Source organism: Streptomyces sp. NPDC001070, from assembly GCF_053598835.1.
This window is the reverse complement of record NZ_JBSFLB010000003.1, coordinates 291,511-311,644: the sequence shown is the minus strand read 5'-3', so window position 1 is coordinate 311,644 and position 20,134 is coordinate 291,511. Positions and strand designations below refer to the sequence as shown.

Sequence of the window (20,134 nt, the reverse complement as noted above, 5' to 3'; positions counted from 1 at the left end):
CGCGGCGGGCCGCCGCCGCGGTGCCGGTCCGGGCCGGGGGCCGGGCGGCGGTCCGGGAAGGCGCCGCCCTGTCGGTGGCCCGCGGCGTCACGCCGCCCGGCGGAAGCGGGTGGTCCGGTGGACCGGGTCCGTGTCGATCTTGGGGATGACGTGCTCCCCCACCAGCTTGATCGTGCGCAGGGTGTCCTCGTACGGCACGCCCACCGGCAGCCCGAAGGAGAGCTGGTCGGCCCCCGCGGACTCCCAGCGCTTGCACTGCTTGAGCGCGTCGTCGGGGTCGCCGCAGATCATCAGCTCCTCGTCGAGGAGCATCTCGATGAGTTCCTCGGTGTACGTCGGCAGCAGCTCGGGCCACTGCGGGATGTACTCCGGCCGCGGGAAGGTGTCGTGGTAGCGGAAGACCAGCGACTGAAGATAGTTGAGGTTGCTGCTCGCGGCGACGCGGATCGCTTCCTTGCGTGTCTCGGCGACGATCGCGGTGGTCGTCACCATGACGTTGTCGTTGACGAAGTCCCCGATCGGCTCGGCGTCGCGTACCGCGGTCTTGTACTGCTCCAGCACCCACTCCATGTCGGAGACCTTCTGGACGCTGAAGCCCAGTACACCGAGCCCCTTGCGGGCGGCCATGGCATAGGACGGCGGGGACCCCGCGGCGTACCACATGGCGGGGTGCGACGCCCCGTACGGCTTGGGGAACACCTTGCGGGGCGGCAGCGACCAGTGCTTGCCCTGGAAGCCCGGGTACTCCTCGTTGAGCCACATCTTCGGGAACTCGCCGACGGTCTCCTCCCAGATCTCCTTGGTGGCGTTCATGTCCGTGACGCCGGGGAGGAAGCCGAGGATCTCGTGGCTGCCGGCACCGCGCCCGGTGCCGAACTCGAAGCGGCCGTCGGAGAGGTGGTCGAGCATGGCGACCTTCTCGGCGACCTTGACCGGGTGGTTGACCTGCGGGAGAGGGTTGAAGATGCCCGACCCGAGGTGGATCCGCTCGGTGGCGTGGGTGAGGTAGCCGATGTAGACGTCGTTGGCGGACAGGTGCGAGTACTCCTCGAGGAAGTGGTGCTCGCTGAACCACGCGTACTTGAATCCGGACCGGTCCGCCTGGATGACGTACTCGGTCTCCTCCATCAGCGCGTGGTGCTCGGCCTGCGGGTCGGCCTCTGAGCGGAACTTGGGCACATATCCCTGTACGAAGATCCCGAATTCCAAGGGTTCACCGTCCCTAGCTTTTCTGACGGATCGTCAGATTCCCGCTCCGACTCTTCCACCGGCCGCAGGGGAGGTCAATACCTGACCATGTGTCAGAACAGTGAGACCCCGGCCAGCCAGCCGCCGTCGATGACGAACGGCTGCCCGGTGATGTACGAGGAGTCGTCACTGGTCAGGAAGAGCGCGAGCCGCGCGACCTCCTCCGGGCGGCCGATCCGGGCGAGCGGCACGAGCTTCCCGTACAGCTGGTCCAGCGCCTCCGGCGGCACGGTCTCCCCCGGATTGGACATGGGGGTGTCGATCGCGCCCGGGCACATCGCGTTGACCCGGATGCCCCTGGGGGCCAGCTCCATCGCGGCCACCCGCGTCATCCCCACGACGGCGGCCTTGGTCGCGGCGTACGAGGTCACCCCGGCCATCCCGGCCAGCGCCACATAGGAGGCGGTGTTCACGATCGTGCCGCCGCCGGCCGCCGCGAGCAGCGGGATCACCGTGCGCATGCCCAGGAAGGCGCCCACCTGGTTGACCAGGACGACTTCCTGGAACTCCGCGAGCGGGGTGGCCGCGAGCTCGTTGAAGCGCAGGATGCCGGCGTTGTTGACCAGCCCGTCCAGCCGGCCGAAGGCCCCGGCGGCGGCGTCCAGGGCGGCCGCCCAGTCCGCCTCGCTGGTCACGTCGAGGTGGACGTAGCGCGCCCGGTCGGCGCCGATCTCCTCCGCCACGGCCGCGCCCGGCTCGTCCAGCACGTCCCCGAGGACGACCCGCGCCCCCTCCGCCGCGAAGAGCCGAGCCTCCTGCTCGCCCTGCCCGCGCGCCGCGCCGGTGATCAGTACGACCCGGCCGTCCAGCTTGCCCATGTCCGTCACTCCCTACGCGTCGAGGTACGGCGCCACCCCGTCGGCGAACGCCTCCATCTGGTCGAGCAGCTCCGCCGCGCCCCGGCTGCGGAACCTCACCTGGATCTGGTCCACCCCCATCGCGCCGTACTCCCGGAGGGACTCGGCCAGCGCCTCCGGCTTCCCGGTCAGCGTCCGCCGGCCCACCGCCCACTCCGGCTCCCCGACGTACAGCGGCTCCGCGATCACCCCGATCGTGATCGGCGCCCCGCCGCGCAGCGCCCGCAGCCTGGCGATCTGCCCCGGCATGCGTTCCCGGGAGTCCCCCTGCGGCAGCCAGCCGTCGCCCTTGAGCGCGGCCCGCCGCACGGCCGCAGGGGAGGACCCGCCGACCCACACCGGCACCGGCCTCTGCGCCGGCTCCGGTTTCTGCTCCCCCGCCGCGAAGTGCGCCCGCACCGCGTCGATCGCCTCGTCCAGCAGTGCCCCGCGCCGCTCGAAGTCCACCCCGAGGGCCTCGAACTCCTCCCGCACGTGCCCGGCGCCGACCCCGAGGATCAGGCGGCCCCCGGAGAGGTGGTCCAGGGTCGCGTACTGCTTGGCGGTCAGCAGCGGATGCCGCAGCCCGATCACGGCCACGTGGCTCAGCAGCCGGACCCGCGTCGTCACGGCGGCCAGGAAGGCCAGCGTGGCGACGGGGTCGTACCAGGTGGGGCTCATCGCGGGAGCGAGCCGGGGCGGGATGGCGACGTGGTCGCAGCACCCGATGTAGGCGAACCCGAGCCGGTCCGCGGCCCGCGCCACGTCCACCAGATCACCCGGCGGCGCCGCGGCCTCCCACGCCTCCGCGTAGATGGTGCTCAGGGATTGCACCGGCAACTGCATGCCGTAGGCGGTCCTCGTCATTCCGCCATGGTCGGACCTGACGGTCCGTCAGACAAGGGGTCGGGCCCGTCGGTCGCAGAGCCGGACACGGGTCGGACGCGGAGTCGGACCCGGGCGCCCGCCACCGGGGCGGCGCACGGCGGACTCCGGCGCGGCGAGGTCCGGGGGGAGGGCGTTGCCGAGGTCGTCGCGGAGGTGGCCGACGAGCCGGCGGCCTCGACCCGGACGAAGGGGTCGGACTCCCCCGGCGACACCGGCCCGACCAGGTTCCCGTCCGCGTCCAGCCGCGCGAAGAACCCCTCCGAGCCGAGCGCCCCGTCGCCACGACAGACCCGCCCCGAGCCGTCCGGCAGCAGGTTCCCCGGGTCCCCGGCCGGCAGCGCGGCGAGGTCGCGCGGCGCGCCCAGGCGGGACCGCGACGGCCCGGGACCGACCACCTCCGCGACGCGCCCGGAGCCGTCGGCCCGGTACAGCCCGTCCCGGCGGGCGCGTCGCCCCCTCTCCTCCCGGATGCCGGGAGGAGCCCACCGGGCCGCCGTGCGCGGCCTCGCGGCGCGACCGCGGACAGAGCGCGCACACCCTCAGCCGGCGGCCCCGGCCTGCCGCGGCCACAGCCCCTCCGGGGTCAGCCCGAGCAGCTCGATCGCGTTGCCGCGCACGATGCGCTCGACGACGTCCGGGGCGAGGTGGCCCATCTGCGCCTCGCCGACCTCGCGGGACTTGGGCCAGGTCGAGTCGGAGTGCGGGTAGTCGGTCTCGTAGAGGACGTTGCCGACGCCGATCGCGTCGATGTTGCGCAGCCCCACCGCGTCGTCGAAGAAGCAGCCGTATACGTGCTCCCGGAACAGCTCGGAGGGCGGACGCAGCACCTTGTCGGCGACGCCGCCCCAGCCGCGGTTCTCCTCCCAGACGACGTCGGCGCGCTCCAGGATGTAGGGGATCCAGCCGATCTGCCCCTCCGCGTACATGATCCGCAGATTCGGGAAGCGGTCGAAGATGCCCGACATCAGCCAGTCGACCATCGAGAAGCAGCAGTTGGCGAAGGTGATCGTGGAGCCGACGGCAGGGGGCGCGTCGGCCGAGGTGGACGGCATGCGCGAGGAGGAGCCGATGTGCATGGCGATCACGGTGCCGGTCTCGTCGCAGGCGCGCAGGAAGGGGTCCCATGCGTCGGTGTGGACCGAGGGCAGTCCCAGGTGCGGCGGGATCTCGGAGAAGCAGACCGCGCGCACGCCGCGTCCGGCATTGCGGCGCACCTCGGCGGCGGCCAGCTCCGCGTCCCACAGCGGGATGAGCGTGAGCGGGATCAGCCGGCCGCCCGCCTCGGGGCCGCACCACTCCTCGACCATCCAGTCGTTGTAGGCGCGGACGCAGAGCAGCCCCAGGTCCCGGTCCTTGGCCTCGGTGAAGGTCTGGCCGCAGAAGCGCGGGAAGGTGGGGAAGCAGAGCGCGGACTGCACATGGTTGACGTCCATGTCCGCCAGCCGCTCGGGGACGCTCCAGGAGCCGGGGCGCATCTGCTCGTACGTGATCGCCTCCAGCCGCACCTCGTCCCTGCTGTAGCCGACGGCGGTGTCCAGCCGGGTCAGGGGGCGCCGCAGGTCCTCGTAGACCCACCAGTCGGCGATCGGGCCGTCGTCGCCGGGTTCGCCCATCCGCGGGGCGAACTTGCCGCCGACGAAGCTCATCGACTTCAGGGGCGCGCGCACGATCCGGGGCGCGCTGTCCCGGTACGCCGACGGGAGCCGGTCCCGCCAGACGTGGGGAGGCTCGACCGTGTGGTCGTCCACCGAAATGATCCTCGGGAAGGTCTCCATGGCCTCACGGTAGCGCCGATCTGACGGATCGTCAGCAAGTCGCGGACGAGGAGGACCGCAGAGGGCCGCGAAGGCCACCGCCGGGGCAGGGGCCCGGTGCGGGGGTCCGGTGCGGGGCGCCTTCCCGCGGAACCCGGACGGGGCCGCACCCGCCGGCCTCAGCCCGCCCCGGGCGGCCCCGGGTCGACGGGCGGCCGGTGGGTGTCCTGCACCGGCAGCAGCATGCGCCAGACCGCGTCCTCCAGACCGCGCACGGAGGCGATCCAGCCGAGGCTGTCCTCCGGGGTTCCCATGCCCGCCGCGACGGTCAGTTCGCCGACGACGTCGGCGAGGTCGCCGTGGCGCAGGGCGGGCTCCATCCGGCCCCCGCCGAGGCCGTCGGCGACGTAGCGCTCATAGCCGGGCGCGGTGCGCAGGACGCCCACCGGACGCCACTCCTCCGCCAGCCGGCGCACCGGCTCCCCGCCCACCCGCTTCCCGTCCGCCTCGACGACCTCGGTGCGCGAGCGGTCCACCGCGAGGGCCGTCCACGCGTCGGCACCGGTCAGGACGGCCGCGGGGCGGCAGCGGGCGACGGCCTCCGCGACGGCCCCCGCCCCGTCCGGGCCGCCCCCGACCAGCGGCACGGCCGCCATCCCGGCGTACAGGCAGCCGTAGAACGCCCCCGCCAGGTCCGCACCCTGCGGATACGACAGCAGCACCCGGCTCCCGGGCGGCAGCAGCCGCCCCAGCCGGGCCGCGACCGCGCGGGCCCGGCGGTCCAGCCCGGCGAAGTCGCAGTCGTACGGCTCGTACGGGCGGCTCTCCGGATGGCGGACGGCCCGGCGGCGCAGCGCGGGGCCGGGCAGCCGGTACACCGACGTCGCCGGTCCCCCGCCACTGCGGCTCCGCGGTCCGCTCACGGCCTTCGGCACACAACTCGAGCACATGGGCGGCCGTTCACCTCCCCCGACGGAACACCCGTCAGACCGACGGCATATGCCCGCACTTCACATGAAACTGACCCGAACATTCCCCGCTACTCCTAGGAACGCCCCTCCCGAAAGCCACCCATAGGTGACCGCGTACAGGTTGAGGCGGCAAACTGGCACAGGCGGCAAGGCCGAATGGGATGGTCCTGCCGTCTGCGGACACTGTTCCGGTTCGCGATGAACGATCGATATACGCGCTCGTCGCAAAAGGTACGGCGGCACCAGGGGGCAGGCATGGCAAGCGGTAAGGACCCTGGCGGGGCGCTGCGCTTCGCGGTCCTCGGTCCGGTGCGGGCCTGGCGCGGGGATGAGCCGATCTCCGCCGGGTCACCGCAGCAGAAGGCGCTGCTGGGCGCGTTGCTGCTGCGCGGTGGCCGCACGGCGACCGCGCAGGAGCTGCTGGACGCCGTATGGGGCGAGGAGCCACCGCCCACCGCGCTCGCCGCCCTGCGCAGTTACGCCTTCCGGCTCCGCAAGGCCCTGGGCGCCGGCGCCCTGGCCACCGTCGACGGCGGCTACGTCCTGCACCCGGGCGACGACTTCGACCTCTTCCTCGCCGAACGGCACCAGGGCGCTGCGGACAAGGCCCGCGCGGCGGGCGACCTGGCCACGGCCCGGGAGGAACTGCGCCGGGCCCTCGCCCTGTTCGACGGCGAGCCGCTGGCCGGGCTTCCCGGCCCGTACGCGGAGACCCAGCGCACCCGCCTGCTGGAATGGCGGCTGCAGCTCACCGAGACCTGCCTGGACCTGGACCTCCAGGCCGGCTGCCACGCCGAGGCGGTCTCCGAGCTCACCGTCCTGTCCGCGGAGCACCCTCTGCGCGAACGGCTGCGCGCCCTGCTGATGCTCGCCCTGTACCGCGGCGGACGGCAGGCCGAGGCGCTGGGGGTCTACGCCGACACCCGCCGGCTGCTCGACGACGAACTGGGCGTCGATCCCGGCGCCGAGCTCACCGAACTGCACCAGCGCGTGCTGGAGGCAGACCCGTCACTGCTGCCGCCGCCCGTCCCGCAGGCCGACGCGGTGGCCGAGCCGGTGCGCCCGGCCCAGCTGCCCGCCACCGTAGCCGACTTCACCGGCCGCGCGGCCTTCGTCCGGGAGCTCGGGGAGCGCCTGGCCGGGGCCTCCGCGGAGGGCGGCGTCATGGCGGTCTCCGCCGTCGCCGGCATCGGAGGCGTCGGGAAGACCACGCTCGCCGTCCACGTCGCCCACGCGGTCGCGGGCACCTTCCCCGACGGCCAGCTCTACGTCGACCTCCAGGGCACCGACGCCCGGCCCGCGGAGCCGGAGACGGTGCTCGCCTCCTTCCTCCGCTCCCTCGGCGTCACCGACTCCGCGATACCCGAGTCCCTCGCCGACCGCGCCGCCCTCTACCGCTCCACCCTCGCCGGCCGCCGGGTCCTGGCCCTGCTGGACAACGCCCACGACGCCGCCCAGATCCGTCATCTCCTGCCGGGCACGCCCGGCTGCGCCGCGCTGATCACCAGCCGGGTCCGCATGGTCGACCTGGCCGGGGCGCACCTGGTCGACCTCGACGTGATGAGCCCGGAAGAGGCCCTGCTGCTCTTCACCCGCATCGTGGGCGAGGAGCGCGTCGCCGCCGAGCGCCAGGCCGCCCTCGACGTCGTCGCCGCCTGCGGCTTCCTGCCGCTCGCCATCCGCATCGCCGCCTCCCGCCTGGCCACCCGCCGCACGTGGACGGTCGCCTTCCTCGCCCGCAAGCTCAGCGACGAACGCCGCCGCCTGGACGAGCTCAAGGCCGGCGACCTCGCCGTCAAGGCCACCTTCGAACTCGGCTACGGCCAGCTCACCCCGCAGCAGGCCCGCGCCTTCCGCCTGCTCGCCCTCGCCGACGGCCCGGACATCTCCCTGGAAGCGGCCGCGGCCGTCCTCGACATGGACGTCTACGACGCCGAGGAACTGCTGGAGGCGCTGGTCGACATCAGCCTCATCGAGTCCGCCGCCCCCGCCCGCTACCGCTACCACGACCTGCTGCGCCTGTACGCCCGCGACTGCGCCGAGCGCCACGAGGGGGAAGACGCCCGCTGCGCCGCCCTCTCCCGGCTGCTGGACTTCTATCTCGCCTCGGCCGCGTGCGCCTACGAGCTGGAGAACCCCGGCGACCGCCTCCTCGCGCACCTCGCCCCCGTCGGCCGCCGCGGACTGCCCTTCGGCTCCCGCGAGGAGGGCCTCGACTGGCTCTTCACCGAGGCGCCCAGCCTGCTCGCCGCGGTCCAGCAGGCAGCGGGCGGCGGCTGCGAGGGCCCGATGCGGCGCGCCGTCGACCTGCTGCTCGTGAGCCAGGACCTGATGGAGTCCGGGGTCTACGCGCGCCAATACGAGCAGGCGACGCGCGCCCTCGTCGCGACCGCCGCCGATTGCGGCGACGCCGTCGTCGAGGGCCGGGCCCGCACGATGCTGGGCCACAAGGTCGGCCTGGCCGGCAACTTCGAGGAGGCCGATAGCGAGGCTCAGCGCGCCCTGCTTCTCGGCATGGCTGCGGGGGACCCGCTGACCAGCAGCTATGCCGCCAATCTGCGCGGCAACGCAGCCTTCCCGATGCGCCGCTTCGGCGAGTGCGCGGCGCACCACACCACCGCCCTGGAGACCTTCCGCTCCGACGGCAACCAGCACGGCGAGGCCGCCGCGCTCAGCAACCTCTCCCGCGCTCAGATCGAACTCGGCCGACTCCCCGAGGCCATCGCCTCCGCCCAGCGCGCCATGATGATCTACCGCGAACTGGGCGCCGGTTTCCGGCTCGCCAACGGGCTGTACGCGCTGGCCATCGCCTACACCGCCGACGGCCGCCCGCAAGAGGCGCTGTCCTGCCTGACCGAGGCACTCCAGGTGTTCCGTGAGGCCCGGCAGCAGTTCTGGGAGGGCATGACCCTCTTCCGCATGGCGGAGGTCCAGCTGTCGGTGGGCAACCAGCGCCAAGCCGCCGCCTTGGCCGAGCAGGCCCTGACACTGCTGCGCGACGTCGGGGGTGAGTACCGCAGGGCGAACGCGCTCACCGTGCTCGGCAAGGCGCTCAGCGGGGTCGGTCAGGCCGACCGGGCCCGTGCCTGCTGGCGGGACGCGCTCGCCGGCTTCACCGCGCTGGGCGCGCCCGAAGCCGCAGACGTCCAGAGGCTGTTGGCCGACCCCTCCGCGCCCGCCGTAGCCGTCTGACCGGCACGCGTGGCCCCCGGGCAACCCGGTGCGGTGGACGTCACTGTTCAGCGGGCTCAATGAGTCCGTTTATCGGTTGATTATCGAGCCCTGCCACGATTCCATCACTGCAAGAGCTGCCCGCCTGGTAGCGCACGGGGGTCGTTGCCAGGCGGGCTTCCCACTCACATCCCGGGAGACAACATGAGCGAGACGACGCCGGAGACCACCGAAGTCGAGGAGCCCGCGCAGGCGGCAGCCGCCGAGGTCGAGGAGACCGAGGAGCCGGCGCCCAAGTCCACTGACACCACGGTCAAGCCCGACAACTTCCACACGCCCTGACGATCCGCCGCTTCTGACGGGGCACGGGGGAACACGGCCCGGGGGGGCCACGGGGGAACAGCACCACCAGGGGGAAGCACGACGGGGGAAGCACGACGGGGGAGCATCGGCCCGAGGGGGGCCAATGGGAACAGTACGGGGGCACCACGGGGGAGACCGCGGACCGACTGCGGCGCGGAGGGGGCGCCGCAGTCGGTCTTTGTAGCACGCCGGGCACCGGCGGCTTCCCGCCGAACAAGACACTTGCGGGCTCGCAGCACCAGCACAGCAGATTTCCAGCCGGGCCGGCCTCACGCGCCGCAAGCGGCACGTGTCATCTCACCGGCACCACCTGTACGAATGAGCGCCGGGTCCCGCACCCGGCTTCTTCTCCGGAGGCGTCATGAAGTTCCTTCGCAAGACCGCCGTCGTCCTCGCCGCCGCCGCGGCCGGACTCCTCGTCGCGGCGCTTCCGGCCGCCGCCGCGGACAGCCCGGACGGCTCGCACCAGACCGTTGTCTCACCGGACAACTGGCACTCCTCCTGACCTCGTCACGAAGAGCGGCCGGAGCCCTCCCGTCACCGGCGGGAGGGCCCCGGCACATCCCTCACCGGCCGCGCAGCGCCGTCTTGAGCACCTTCCCGCTCGCGTTGCGCGGCAGCTCCGCCAGGAACTCGACCTCGCGCGGCACCTTGTAGTTGGCCATCTCCCTCCGGGACCAGGCGATCAGGTCGTCCGCGGTGACCACGGCCTCGTCGCGCCGCACGACGTACGCGCGGCCGACCTCCCCGAGCCGGGCGTCCGGCACCCCCACCACAGCCGCCTCCACGACATCGGGGTGGCGAGCGAGTACCTGCTCGATCTCCGCCGGGTACGCGTTGAAGCCGCCGACGATGAACATGTCCTTGATGCGGTCGGTGATGCGCAGGTTCCCGTCGGCGTCCATCACGCCCACGTCCCCCGTGTGCAGCCAGCCGTCGGCGTCGACCGCCTCCGCCGTGGCCGCGAGGTCCTCCCAGTAGCCGGACATGACGTGGTAGCCGCGGACCAGGACCTCGCCGGGACGGCCGGGTCCGTCCGCCAGCACCCGCACCTCCGTGTCGGGGATGGCCCGGCCGGAGGTGGCCGCCACGACCTCCGCGGGGTCTCCGCGCCGGCACATGGTCACGGTGCCGCTCGCCTCCGTCAGCCCGTACGCCGTCAGCACCGTGGCGATCTTCAGCTCGCTGCGCAGCCGTTCCACCAGTTGCAGCGGGATCACCGACGCGCCCGTCACGACCAGCCGCAGGGAGCTCAGGTCGTGCTGGGCCCGCTCGGGGTGGTCGAGGATCGACTGGTGCAGTGTGGGCGGCCCGGGCAGCACGGTGACCCGCTCGGCGGCGATGTTCGCCAGGACGGTGCCCACGTCGAACACCGGCTGGGGGATCATCGTCGCGCCGCGCATGAGGCACGCGATGATCCCGGCCTTGTAGCCGAAGGTGTGGAAGAAGGGATTCACGATCAGATAGCGGTCGCCCTCCTCCAGTCCCGCCAGGTCGGCCCAGACGTCGTAGACGCGCAGGGTCTGGGCGTGCGTGATCACCGCGCCCTTGGGGTGGCCTGTCGTGCCGGAGGTGAAGGCGATGTCGGAGGGCGCCGAGCCGTCGATGGCGTCGGAACGGGCCCGTACCGCCGCGCTGGAGACGGCGTCGCCCGCGGCCAGGAAGTCCTTCCAGCGGCGGTAGCCGTGGTCCTCGGGCGCGGCGTCGGAGAGGACGACGACCTGCTCCAGGTCCGGCAGCGGGTGCTCCTCCGTCGCGCGCCGCAGCGAGGCGACGTAGGAGGTCCCGAGAAAGGTGCCGGTGACGAAGAGCAGCCGGGCACGGGTGCGGCGCAGGACGTAGGCCGCCTCGGCCCCCTTGAAGCGGGTGTTGAGCGGGACGAGGACGCCGCCCGCGGTGACGGAGCCCAGGGCGGCGGTGATCCAGTCGAGGCTGTTGGGCGCCCAGATCGCGACCCGGTCCCCCGGACCGATCCCGGCCGCGACGGCCGCGGCGGCGGCCCGCTCGACACGCGAGCCCAGTTCGGCGTACGTGACACGGGTGCGGCCGTCGACGACGGCCTCGCGGTCACCCCAGCGCCGCGCGGCCTCGCGCACCAGCCGCGGGATGCTGCCCCACTCCAGGTCACCGCGCATGAGTCACACCCCTCCGCCACAGCTGACTATCCGTCAGATTAGCGATAACCTGACGCAATGTCAGCATTGAAGGACGCCACCGCGATCGCGGGCATAGGCACGACACCCTTCGCCAAGCACCTCCCCGAGTCCGAGAAGACCCTCGCCTGCCGGGCGATCCTGGCGGCACTCGACGACGCGGGGATCGAGCCGGGCGAGGTCGACGCCCTCGCCTCGTACACGATGGAGGAGACCGACGAGGTCGAGCTGGCCAAGGCCGTCGGCCTCGGCGACCTCACCTTCTTCTCCAAGGCCGGCTTCGGCGGCGGCGGTTCCTGCGCCACCGTCGCCCACCTCGCCGCCGCCGTCGCCACCGGCCAGGCCACCGTGGGCGTCGCCTGGCGGTCCCGCAAACGCGGCAGCGGCCCGCGCCCGTGGACGAACACCACCGTCCAACTGCCCACTCCCGCCCAGTGGACCCGGCCCTTCGGCCTGCTGCGCCCCGCCGACGAGATCGGCATGCTGGCCCGCCGCTACATGCACGAGTACGGCGCCACCCGCGACCACCTCTTCAACGTCGCCCTCGCCTGCCGCAACCGGGCCAACCAGAACCCGGCCGCGATCATGTACGAACGCCCGCTCACCCGCGAGATGTACATGACCTCCCGCTGGATCAGCGAACCGCTCTGCCTCTACGACAACTGCCTGGAGACCGACGGCGCCCTGGCCTGCGTCGTGGTCTCCGCCGACCGCGCCCGCGACTGCCGGCAGCGCCCCGTCTACATCCACTCCGCCGCCCAGGGCCTGCCCGCGCAGCACCACGGGATGGTCAACTACTGGACCGACGACCCCCTGACGGGCCCCGCCTGGACCGCCGCCCGCCATCTGTGGAAGCACGCCGACCTCGCCCCCGAGGACATCGACGTCGCCCAGATCTACGACGCCTTCACCGCCCTCGTCCCGCTCTCCCTGGAGGGCTACGGCTTCTGCGGCCGCGGCGAGGGCGCCGCCTTCACCGAAGGGGGCGCCCTGGAGATCGGCGGCCGGCTGCCGCTGAACACCTCCGGCGGCGGGCTCAGCGAGGCGTACGTCCACGGCTTCAACCTGATCGCCGAGGGCGTGCGGCAACTGCGCGGCACCTCCACCGCCCAGGTGCTCGGCGCGGAGACCTGCCTGGTCACCGCGGGCGAGGGCGTCCCCACCTCCGCCCTGGTCCTGAGGAGCTGACATGCTGAGCCCCCTCCCCGACGACGACGGCGCCCCCTTCTGGGAGTACGCCCGCGCCGGCGAACTGCGCGTCCAGGCCTGCGCCGACTGCGGGCGGCTTCGCTTCCCGCCCCGCCCGTGCTGCCCGCACTGCCACTCCTTCGCCTGCGAGTGGCGGCCGGTGAGCGGCCGCGGCCGTGTGTGGTCGTACGTCGTACCGCATCCGCCGCTGCTGCCCGGCTACGCCGAGCAGGCCCCGTACAACGTGGTCCTCGTCGAGCTCGCCGAGGACCCCCGGATCCGGCTGGTGGGCAACCTGGTCACGGCACCCGACGCCCGGCTGGACTCCGTCGACCCCGCCCGTATCCGCATCGGCGCCCCTGTGAAGGCGGTCTTCCATGACGGCATCCCGCGCTGGCTTGCGCTGTGAGACCAAGGACGGCATCGCCGTCGTCACCCTCGACCGGCCCGAGCGGCACAACGCGATCGACCTCGCCACCGCTGCGGAACTGGGCTTGCTCTGGCGGGAGTTCCGCGCCGGGGACGAGGTCCGCGCGGTCGTCCTCACCGGTGCCGGCGACCGCGCCTTCTGCAGCGGCCTGGATCGCTCGGCCGAGGTCCCGCAGCCGCCGTCCCCGTACGCCGTCGACGATCCGCTGCTGACCGTCGGGCCCAAGGCCAACGACCTGTGGAAGCCGGTCATCGCCGCCGTCAACGGCATGGCCTGCGGTGGCGCCTTCTACCTGCTCGGCGAGTGCGAGTTCGTCATCGCCGCCGAACACGCCACCTTCTTCGACCCGCACACCAGCTACGGCATGGTCAGCGCGTACGAGGCCATCGCCATGGCGCAGCGGATGCCGTACGGCGAGGTGATGCGCATGGCCCTGATGGGCGCCGCGGAGCGGATCGGCGCCCGGCGGGCCCACGAGACCGGGCTGGTCTCGGAGGTCGTCCCCGGCCCGCGGCTGCTCGACGCCGCCCTGCGCGCGGCCGCCGTCGTCGCCGCCCATCCCACCGAGGCCGTGCAGGGCACGATCCGCGCCGTCTGGTCCGCCCACGAGGCCGCGCGGGCCCAGGCCTTCGCCCACGCTCCGCACCTCATCGCCCTCGGCAACCTCCCGCCCGACCGCCAGGCGCGGCTCTTCGCACACCGTGACCGGGAGCACCGGGTGCGCTGAGGGGCGCGGGGTGGAGGCGGACCGGAAAGTGCCGGTGAACGGACCGCCCGACGTGCGAGGGACTGTGACTGCCGCCACGGCCGCCGCTGTTCCCCGGGGCGGGGGCGTGACCGGGGCGGGGCGCCCAGGGCGACCGCGCCCGGCTGGAACCCCGTTGCGGAGTCGACGAACCGCGGCAAGCCGGTCACCCCCGGCAGTCCCCCGCGTGGCGCCCCGGCCGCGCGCCGCGTAAGTTGACTGGCGGCGGCCGTCGTCAGCCCCTTCCGTGTGAGGCACGACGGCCGCCGGCCGGGAACGTCACGCGCGCCGGGTGGCCGCCTCGGTGCCCTTCACGGCGTTGAGGGCGTACACGCAGCGGTCCTTGCTGCTCGCGTAGACGACGCCGTCCGCGACGACCGGGGACCCGGTGATCTCCCCGCCCGTCTCCAGCTTCCAGCGCAACTGGCCGCCGCCCGCGTCGACCGTGTAGAGGCAGTGGTCCTTCGAGCCGAAGTGCACCCGGCCGTCGGCGACGACCGGGGAACCGACGATCTCGCCCTGGGCCGCGAAGCGCCACTTCGGCGTCCCGGAGACCGCGTCGAGCGTGTAGAGCGCGCCGCCCGCGCCCAGCATGACCGAGCCGCCCGCGACGAGCACGGGCTCCACGCTCTGCCGCTGCTCCGTCGCGACCCGCCAGCGGTCGCGTCCGTCGGCCGGGTCGAGGGCGTACACGGTGCCCAGGTAGTCGGCGACGTAGACGCCGCCGCCCGTGACGCCCGGCCCCGGCACGTAGGAGGGCGGCGCGAACATCACCGCGGGGGCGTCGAAGCGCCAGCGTTCGGTGCCGCTGCGGGCGTCCAGGGCCAGCACGCGGTTCCCGACGGTCACGTAGACCGCCCCGTCCGCGACCACGGGCCGGGTCGGCATGGCGCCGCCGTCCCCGGTCGGGAACGACCAGCGCTCGGCGCCGCTCGCCGCGTCCAGCGCGTGCAACCGGCCGCCGCCGTGGAAGTAGACGACACCGTCCACCACGCTCGGGCCCGACTCGGGCGTCTCGAATTCCGTCTGCGCCCCGCCGCGTTCCCAGCGCAGGCGCCCCGCGCCGGCGTCCCAGACCTGGACCCCGCCGCCGCGCGTACCGGTCACGACCGTGCCGGCGTCGGCGCGCAGCGAGTAGATCCAGCCGTCCACACCGGTACGCCAGCGCTCGGAACCGTCCGCGGCGTCGAGGGAGTACAGGCTCGGCCCGTCGGAGCCGTGGATCCGGCCGTCGGAGACCGCCATCGTCCACGCCACGTCGCGGGTCTTGAACTGCCGCCGCCCGGTGGCCACGTCCAGGGCGTGCACCTCGAAGGAGGTCACGTAGAGCCGCCCCCCGGAGACGATCGGGGTGCCCCACACGTCGTTCGACATGCGGAACCGCCACGGCCGCCACTCGCCCGGCGGGACCGCGGGCGCCTGCGGGGCGCCCTGTGGCGCGCCCTGGGCGTTCCCCTGGCCGGGCACCGCTGCCTGCGCGCCGCCGGCCACGCCGCCGCGTCCGGCCCAGCCGAGTCCGCCCCCGGCGGCGGCAGCGGTGGCCGCGGCCTGGTTCTTGCGCTCGGCGATCCGCATCCCGGGCCCTATCGGTGCCGAGCCGGCCAGCTGCACCGGCCCGCCCGCGCCCTCGGCGGGGGCGGACGGGGGCGGTACGGGAGGCCCGGGGGGCTGCGGGGGCATGGGAGGCACCGCGGCACCGGCGCCACCGGCTCCCGCACCCGCGCCGGGACCGCCCGGTCCCGCGCCGGGGCGCCCGCCACTGCGCCGTTCCTCTATCAGGCCGACCGCCGCGGGCGGCAGCCACGCGGAGGCCGTACCGGTGTCGTCGCCCCCGGAGGAGAACAGATGCGGCGCCAGCTGCGCCTGCAGATCCGCCGGGCTGGGCCGGCGCTCGGCCTCCATGCGCATGCACGCCTCGATGAGCGGGCGCAGGTCGTCGGGGAGGCCCGCCAGGTCCGGGCCCTCCCGGAGCAGCATGAAGACGGTCTCCACGGGGTTCGCCCCGTGGAAGGGGGCGTGTCCGGTCGCGGCGAAGACCAGAGTGGAGCCCAGCGAGAAGACATCGCTCGACCCGGTGACACTGCGCGAGTCCTTGGCCTGCTCGGGCGACATGTAGGCGGGCGTGCCGACGGCGACGTTCGTCATCGTCAGCCGCGTGTTGGAGACCCCGCTCGCGATGCCGAAGTCGATCACCCGCGGGCCGTCCTCGACGACGAGCACGTTGGAGGGCTTCAGGTCCCGGTGGACCAGCCCCGCCCCGTGGATGGACTGCAGCGCCTCCGCGACGCCGGCCGCCAGCCACCGTACGGCCTGGACGGGCAGCGGCCCGGACTCGTTGACGATCTCCTCCAGCGAGGGCGCCGGCACGAAGGCCGTCGCCAGCCAGGGCACGGCGGCCCTGGGATCGGCGTCGACGACCGCCGCCGTGTAGAAGCCGCTGACCGCGCGGGCCGCCTCGACCTCACGGGCGAAGCGCACGCGGAAAAGCTGGTCCTCGGCGAGCTCCGCCCTTACGGTCTTGATCGCCACGCGCCGGCCGGACGCCGAGCGGGCGAGATAGACCAGGCCCATACCGCCGGCGCCCAGCCTGCCCAGCACCTCGAAAGGGCCGATCCGTCTCGGATCGTGCTGCGTCAGCTGCTGCACCACTGCCCTGCCACCTCCCCGTGGGTTCCCCCCATCCCGGGGTCCGTCCCTGATTCTTCCTGGGATGAGTATCAGTTGCGAACCCGGGGCGGTGTCGACACGCGATTACCTTGGATTCGGTTGCGGATCCGCGCGGGTTCAGGACGGCTTCTCGCCCACCGTGGTGCCGGTGTCGATCAGCGCGAAATGGGCTCCCTGGTCGTCGGCGGCCAGGAGAAACCGGCCGAAAGGCGAATCCATCGGACCCATCGTGACCCGGCCGCCGAGCCTGGCGACGGTCTCCGCGGCCCGGTCGGCGTCGGAGACGGCGAAATAGACGATGAAGTGCGCGGGCAGCTCCTCCGGGAACCCCTTCCCCATACGGAAGCGGCCGAAGACAGCGTTGGCCGGGGTGATCTCCCTGCCCTCGGGGACGAAGATCCGGAAGTCGATGGCCTCGTCGTCGATGCGCTTGCTGCCGTAGCCGAAGACCTCCTCGTAGAAGTGGTCGGTCCGCTCCGTCTCGCGCGTGTAGACCTCGCTCCACATGTACGAGCCCGGTTTGCCGGTCACCTCGAAGCCGAGGTGCGTGCCGGCCTGCCACACCCCGAACACCGCGCCGCCCGGGTCGGCCGCCATGAGCATCGTGCCGAAAGGCCCAACGGCCATCGGTTCCATGATGAGTTGCCCCCCGAAGTCGCGGATCTTCCGCGCGGTGGCCTGAATGTCGGAGGAGGCGAGATAGAGGTTCCAGACCGTCGGCATCCGGCCGTCCGGCTTGGGGGAGAGTGCCGCGACGTTCTTGCCGTCCGGGCCGAACGCCTGGGTGTACTGGCCGTACTGCTCCTCCCCCTGCCCGAAGGTCCAGCCGAGCAGTTCGCCGTAGAAGCGCTTGCCCGCCTCCAGGTCGTTGAGCATGGCGTCGGCCCAGCAGGGCGCACCGTCGGGGTATGCGGCCATCTCGTCCTCGATTCGTCTGGTGATGCGGCTGAGGATCCCGATTCACGTGGGGATTCGCGTGGATCGACGGAGTGTCTGGCTTGACACGTTATCGGCGGATCCTTCGCCGCGCCCGAGGAGAAATCGAACACTTGATCTTCCCCATTTGCAGGCACCGAATCGCGCGCTGATCACCAGCCCGTAAACTGACGGCATGACAGGACAAGTTCGCACCGTCGACGGCCGTGTGGCAGGGCGCCGGGGACAGGCGACGCGGCAGAAGCTGCTCGACTGCCTCAGCGAAATGCTCAGCACGTCGCCGTACCGGGACGTCAAGGTCATCGACGTCGCCCGGATGGCGGGTACCTCCCCCGCAACGTTCTATCAGTACTTCCCCGACGTCGAGGGCGCCGTCCTCGAGCTCGCCGAGGAGATGGCCAAGGAGGGTGCCGCGCTGACGGACCTCGTCGCCGGCCGCTCCTGGGCCGGCAAGTCCGGCGCCGCGGCGGCGGAGGAACTGGTCGAGGGCTTCCTCTCCTTCTGGCGCAAGCACGACGCGATCCTGCGCGTGGTCGACCTCGGCGCGGCCGAAGGGGACAAGCGGTTCTACAAGATTCGCATGAAGATCCTCAACCCCCTCACCAACTCCCTTTCCGACTCGATCAAGGAGCTCCAGGGCAAGGGCCGCGTCGACAAGGATGTCAGTCCGTCGGCGATCGCCGGATCGCTGGTGGCCATGCTCGCCGCGGTCGCGGCGCACCAGAAGGGCTTCCAGAGCTGGGGCGTCAAGCAGGCCGAGCTGAAGCCCAATCTGGCGCTGCTGGTGCACCTGGGTGTGACGGGCAAGAAGCCGACGCGCTGAGGCCCGCGCGCCGACGTCCGCCTCCGGCGGCATTGTTGATCTACGTCCAAGTCGAAGTCCTGCCTGCAACGACGCGGGCGCCGACCGGTCCTCGGGGGAGGTTGCCGGCCCTGGCGCCCGCGTTGTCCTTTCAGGAGGCCGCTTCCCGGGGTTTCGGCTGCCGCTCCCCGGATTCCCGTGCGGCTCTACCGCGGGTTCCGCCCCGGGTTCTGCTCCGGGTTCCGCTCCGGGCTCTCCTTCGGCGTGAGGCGGAACAGCCGGATCCGCCGGTCCACCCGTCGTGCGTAGGTCGCGTACGGCGGCCAGAACTCCAGCAACGCCGCCCACACCGCCTCGCGCTCCCCGCCCGTCAGCAGTTCCGCCCGTACGGCGATGTCCCGGCCGCGCCAGCTGATCTCCGCGTCGGGGTGCTTGAGCAGGTTCCCCGTCCAGGCCGGATGGTCCGTGCGCCCGAAGTTGCTGCCGACCAGCACGAACGTCCCGCCGTCCTCGGGCATGCAGGCCAGCGGGGTGCTCCGGGGCAGTCCGCTGCGCGCGCCGGTGGCGGTGAGCACGACACCGGGCAGCATCCGCGCGCTGAGCAGCACCTTGCCACGGGTGATCCGGTGCACGAACCTGTCCGCCGCCGGGACGACATGCGGTCCGACCCTGGCGAAGGCCCGGGTCGACGACACCTTCTGCACGGCGGTCCGCAACAGGCTCATGCCGCCGCCCTCCTCTCGGACTCGGTCGCGAAGAGGCCCGCCCGCTCGGCCGCGTGGGCCCGCAGCGCGTGCACGGGGCCGAAGAGCAGCTCGTCGGAGGCGGCCCGCTTGACGTACAGATGCGCGTGGTGCTCCCACGTGAAGCCGATTCCGCCGTGCAACTGGACGGCCTGCCCCGCCGTGGCGCGCAGTGCCTCCAGTCCCTGGGCGAGGGCGAGCGGCGCGGCCACCGCCGCGTCCGGCGCCTGCGCAGGGGAGCTCCCGACGGCCCAGGCGGCGTAGTAGGCGGCCGAGCGGGCGGCCTGGACCTGGACGTACAGGTCGGCGAGGCGGTGCTTGACGGCCTGGAAGGAGCCCACGGGCCGCCCGAACTGCTCCCTGACCCGAACGTACTCCAGGGTCCCGGCGAGCGCCTGGGAGGCCGCCCCGGCGGCCTCCGCGGCCAGCGCGGCGGCCGCGAGAACACCTGTACGGGCGAGTGCGGGGCGCGGATCACCCGCCTCCTCGCCGCCCAGGAGCTCGGCGGGGACGTCGCGCAGCTCGACACGGGCCTGCGGGCGGGTCTCGTCGAGTGCGGTCAGCCGCCTGCGCGCCAGGCCGGGGACATCGCCCCGGACCAGGTAGAGCCGGATGCGGCTGCGGGCGTAGCCACCCGTGTGGGCGGCGACCAGCAGCAACGCGGCACCGGGGCCGCCGAGCACCTGGTCGGCCTGGCCGTACAGTCGCCAGACGCCGTCCGCCCGGCGGGCCTGGACGCCGCCCGCGCGGCCGCCGCCCGCCCAGTCGCCGGTACCGGAGCCGGTGAGGCCGAGGCCCGCGGGCGGCGCGGCGAGGGCGGCGGGCTCGCCGGTGGCGAGGCGCGGGAGCAGGGTGCGGCGCTGCTCGTCGGTGCCGAGCGCCTCGACCAGGGGGGCGGTGAGCACGGCCGTTCCCAGCAGGGGCGAGGGCAGCAGCACCCGGCCGGCCTCCTCGCAGGCCAGCACCAGTTCGGTCGGGCCGCAGCCGGCGCCCCCGTACGCGGCGGGGAGGGCGAGACCGGGCAGGCCCGGCGACCGCGCCAGCAGCCGCCACAGGGCGGTGTCGTGGCCCTCGGGGGTGCGGACGGCGGACTTCACCTCGTCCGGTCCGCAGCGTTTGTGGAGCAGCTCGCGCAGGGTGCGGCGGATCTCTTCCTGCTCCTCGGTGAACGCGGCATCCACAGCGAGCTCTCCTCCCACCTCGGGAAATCCGGCACCATCCGGAAACCTTAAATCTGAT

The 20,134-nt window shown here is 73.1% G+C and carries 17 protein-coding genes; 7 read left to right on the top strand and 10 right to left on the bottom strand.

The genetic code is table 11. The annotated features are described in order from the left end of the window. Positions 1 to 87 precede the first annotated feature (87 nt). From ACWDAS_RS05770 to ACWDAS_RS05750, 5 genes are all read right to left on the bottom strand, one after another. Entirely contained in the window at positions 88 to 1,209 is a 1,122-nt protein-coding gene (locus ACWDAS_RS05770) for an LLM class flavin-dependent oxidoreductase (RefSeq protein ID WP_450387559.1), read from the bottom strand. 92 nt (positions 1,210 to 1,301) lie between these two features. Further along, complete coding sequence (locus ACWDAS_RS05765) at positions 1,302 to 2,066, bottom strand: SDR family NAD(P)-dependent oxidoreductase (RefSeq protein WP_450387558.1); 765 nt, start codon at positions 2,064 to 2,066, stop codon at positions 1,302 to 1,304. Between the two features lie 12 nt (positions 2,067 to 2,078). Next, entirely contained in the window at positions 2,079 to 2,951 is an 873-nt protein-coding gene (locus tag ACWDAS_RS05760; protein ID WP_450387557.1) for a TIGR03619 family F420-dependent LLM class oxidoreductase, read from the bottom strand. Between the two features lie 560 nt (positions 2,952 to 3,511). After that, positions 3,512 to 4,747: an amidohydrolase family protein gene (locus ACWDAS_RS05755; RefSeq protein WP_450387556.1), complete on the bottom strand. Its 1,236-nt coding sequence runs from the start codon at positions 4,745 to 4,747 to the stop codon at positions 3,512 to 3,514. Positions 4,748 to 4,905: 158 nt separating this feature from the next. Beyond that, entirely contained in the window at positions 4,906 to 5,649 is a 744-nt protein-coding gene (locus ACWDAS_RS05750) for an AMP-binding protein (protein ID WP_450387555.1), read from the bottom strand. Positions 5,650 to 5,952: 303 nt separating this feature from the next. Here ACWDAS_RS05750 and ACWDAS_RS05745 point away from each other — a divergent pair, with 303 nt between their 5' ends. The 3 genes from ACWDAS_RS05745 to ACWDAS_RS05735 all read left to right on the top strand — a co-directional run bounded on the left by ACWDAS_RS05745 (position 5,953) and on the right by ACWDAS_RS05735 (position 9,736). Then, on the top strand, positions 5,953 to 8,889 hold the full coding sequence (locus ACWDAS_RS05745) for a BTAD domain-containing putative transcriptional regulator (protein WP_450387554.1): 2,937 nt from the start codon (positions 5,953 to 5,955) through the stop codon (positions 8,887 to 8,889). Between the two features lie 183 nt (positions 8,890 to 9,072). Next, on the top strand, positions 9,073 to 9,210 hold the full coding sequence (locus ACWDAS_RS05740) for a hypothetical protein (protein ID WP_450387553.1): 138 nt from the start codon (positions 9,073 to 9,075) through the stop codon (positions 9,208 to 9,210). Positions 9,211 to 9,592: 382 nt separating this feature from the next. After that, the gene (locus ACWDAS_RS05735; RefSeq protein ID WP_450387552.1) at positions 9,593 to 9,736 is read left to right on the top strand and encodes a hypothetical protein; all 144 of its coding nucleotides are present in this window, start codon (positions 9,593 to 9,595) and stop codon (positions 9,734 to 9,736) included. Positions 9,737 to 9,797: 61 nt separating this feature from the next. Here ACWDAS_RS05735 and ACWDAS_RS05730 read toward each other — a convergent pair whose 3' ends face one another. Next, positions 9,798 to 11,366 carry a FadD3 family acyl-CoA ligase gene (locus tag ACWDAS_RS05730; RefSeq protein WP_450387551.1) on the bottom strand — a complete coding sequence of 523 codons (1,569 nt, stop codon included), beginning with the start codon at positions 11,364 to 11,366 and terminating at the stop codon, positions 9,798 to 9,800. Between the two features lie 57 nt (positions 11,367 to 11,423). On the opposite strand from ACWDAS_RS05730, the gene ACWDAS_RS05725 reads away from it, so the two are divergent. The 3 genes from ACWDAS_RS05725 to ACWDAS_RS05715 are packed head-to-tail and all read left to right on the top strand — an operon-like array spanning position 11,424 to position 13,729. Next, positions 11,424 to 12,572: a lipid-transfer protein gene (locus ACWDAS_RS05725; protein WP_450387550.1), complete on the top strand. Its 1,149-nt coding sequence runs from the start codon at positions 11,424 to 11,426 to the stop codon at positions 12,570 to 12,572. Between the two features lies 1 nt (position 12,573). Then, positions 12,574 to 12,981 (top strand): Zn-ribbon domain-containing OB-fold protein, encoded by a 408-nt coding sequence (locus ACWDAS_RS05720; RefSeq protein ID WP_450387549.1) that lies wholly within the window; start codon positions 12,574 to 12,576, stop codon positions 12,979 to 12,981. Continuing rightward, positions 12,950 to 13,729 carry an enoyl-CoA hydratase/isomerase family protein gene (locus tag ACWDAS_RS05715; RefSeq protein WP_450387548.1) on the top strand — a complete coding sequence of 260 codons (780 nt, stop codon included), beginning with the start codon at positions 12,950 to 12,952 and terminating at the stop codon, positions 13,727 to 13,729. Before ACWDAS_RS05720 ends, ACWDAS_RS05715 begins: the two co-directional genes overlap by 32 nt. 297 nt (positions 13,730 to 14,026) lie before the next feature. Here ACWDAS_RS05715 and ACWDAS_RS05710 read toward each other — a convergent pair whose 3' ends face one another. Both ACWDAS_RS05710 and ACWDAS_RS05705 read right to left on the bottom strand, forming a co-directional pair. Beyond that, positions 14,027 to 16,396 carry a serine/threonine-protein kinase gene (locus tag ACWDAS_RS05710; protein WP_450387547.1) on the bottom strand — a complete coding sequence of 790 codons (2,370 nt, stop codon included), beginning with the start codon at positions 16,394 to 16,396 and terminating at the stop codon, positions 14,027 to 14,029. A 135-nt stretch (positions 16,397 to 16,531) separates the two neighbouring features. Beyond that, positions 16,532 to 17,332, bottom strand: a complete 801-nt coding sequence (locus ACWDAS_RS05705) for a VOC family protein (protein WP_450387546.1) — start codon at positions 17,330 to 17,332, stop codon at positions 16,532 to 16,534. 193 nt (positions 17,333 to 17,525) lie between these two features. Between ACWDAS_RS05705 and ACWDAS_RS05700 the strand changes: the two genes are divergently transcribed. Beyond that, positions 17,526 to 18,173, top strand: a complete 648-nt coding sequence (locus tag ACWDAS_RS05700) for a TetR/AcrR family transcriptional regulator (protein WP_450387545.1) — start codon at positions 17,526 to 17,528, stop codon at positions 18,171 to 18,173. A 185-nt stretch (positions 18,174 to 18,358) separates the two neighbouring features. Here the strand turns inward: ACWDAS_RS05700 and ACWDAS_RS05695 are convergent, their stop codons facing one another. Beyond that, positions 18,359 to 18,877: a nitroreductase family deazaflavin-dependent oxidoreductase gene (locus tag ACWDAS_RS05695; RefSeq protein ID WP_450387544.1), complete on the bottom strand. Its 519-nt coding sequence runs from the start codon at positions 18,875 to 18,877 to the stop codon at positions 18,359 to 18,361. After that, a complete protein-coding gene (locus ACWDAS_RS05690) occupies positions 18,874 to 20,076 on the bottom strand; it encodes an acyl-CoA dehydrogenase family protein (protein WP_450387543.1) in 1,203 nt (400 codons plus the stop codon). The genes ACWDAS_RS05695 and ACWDAS_RS05690 overlap by 4 nt, the downstream gene beginning before the upstream one ends. Between the last annotated feature and the right edge of the window lie 58 nt (positions 20,077 to 20,134).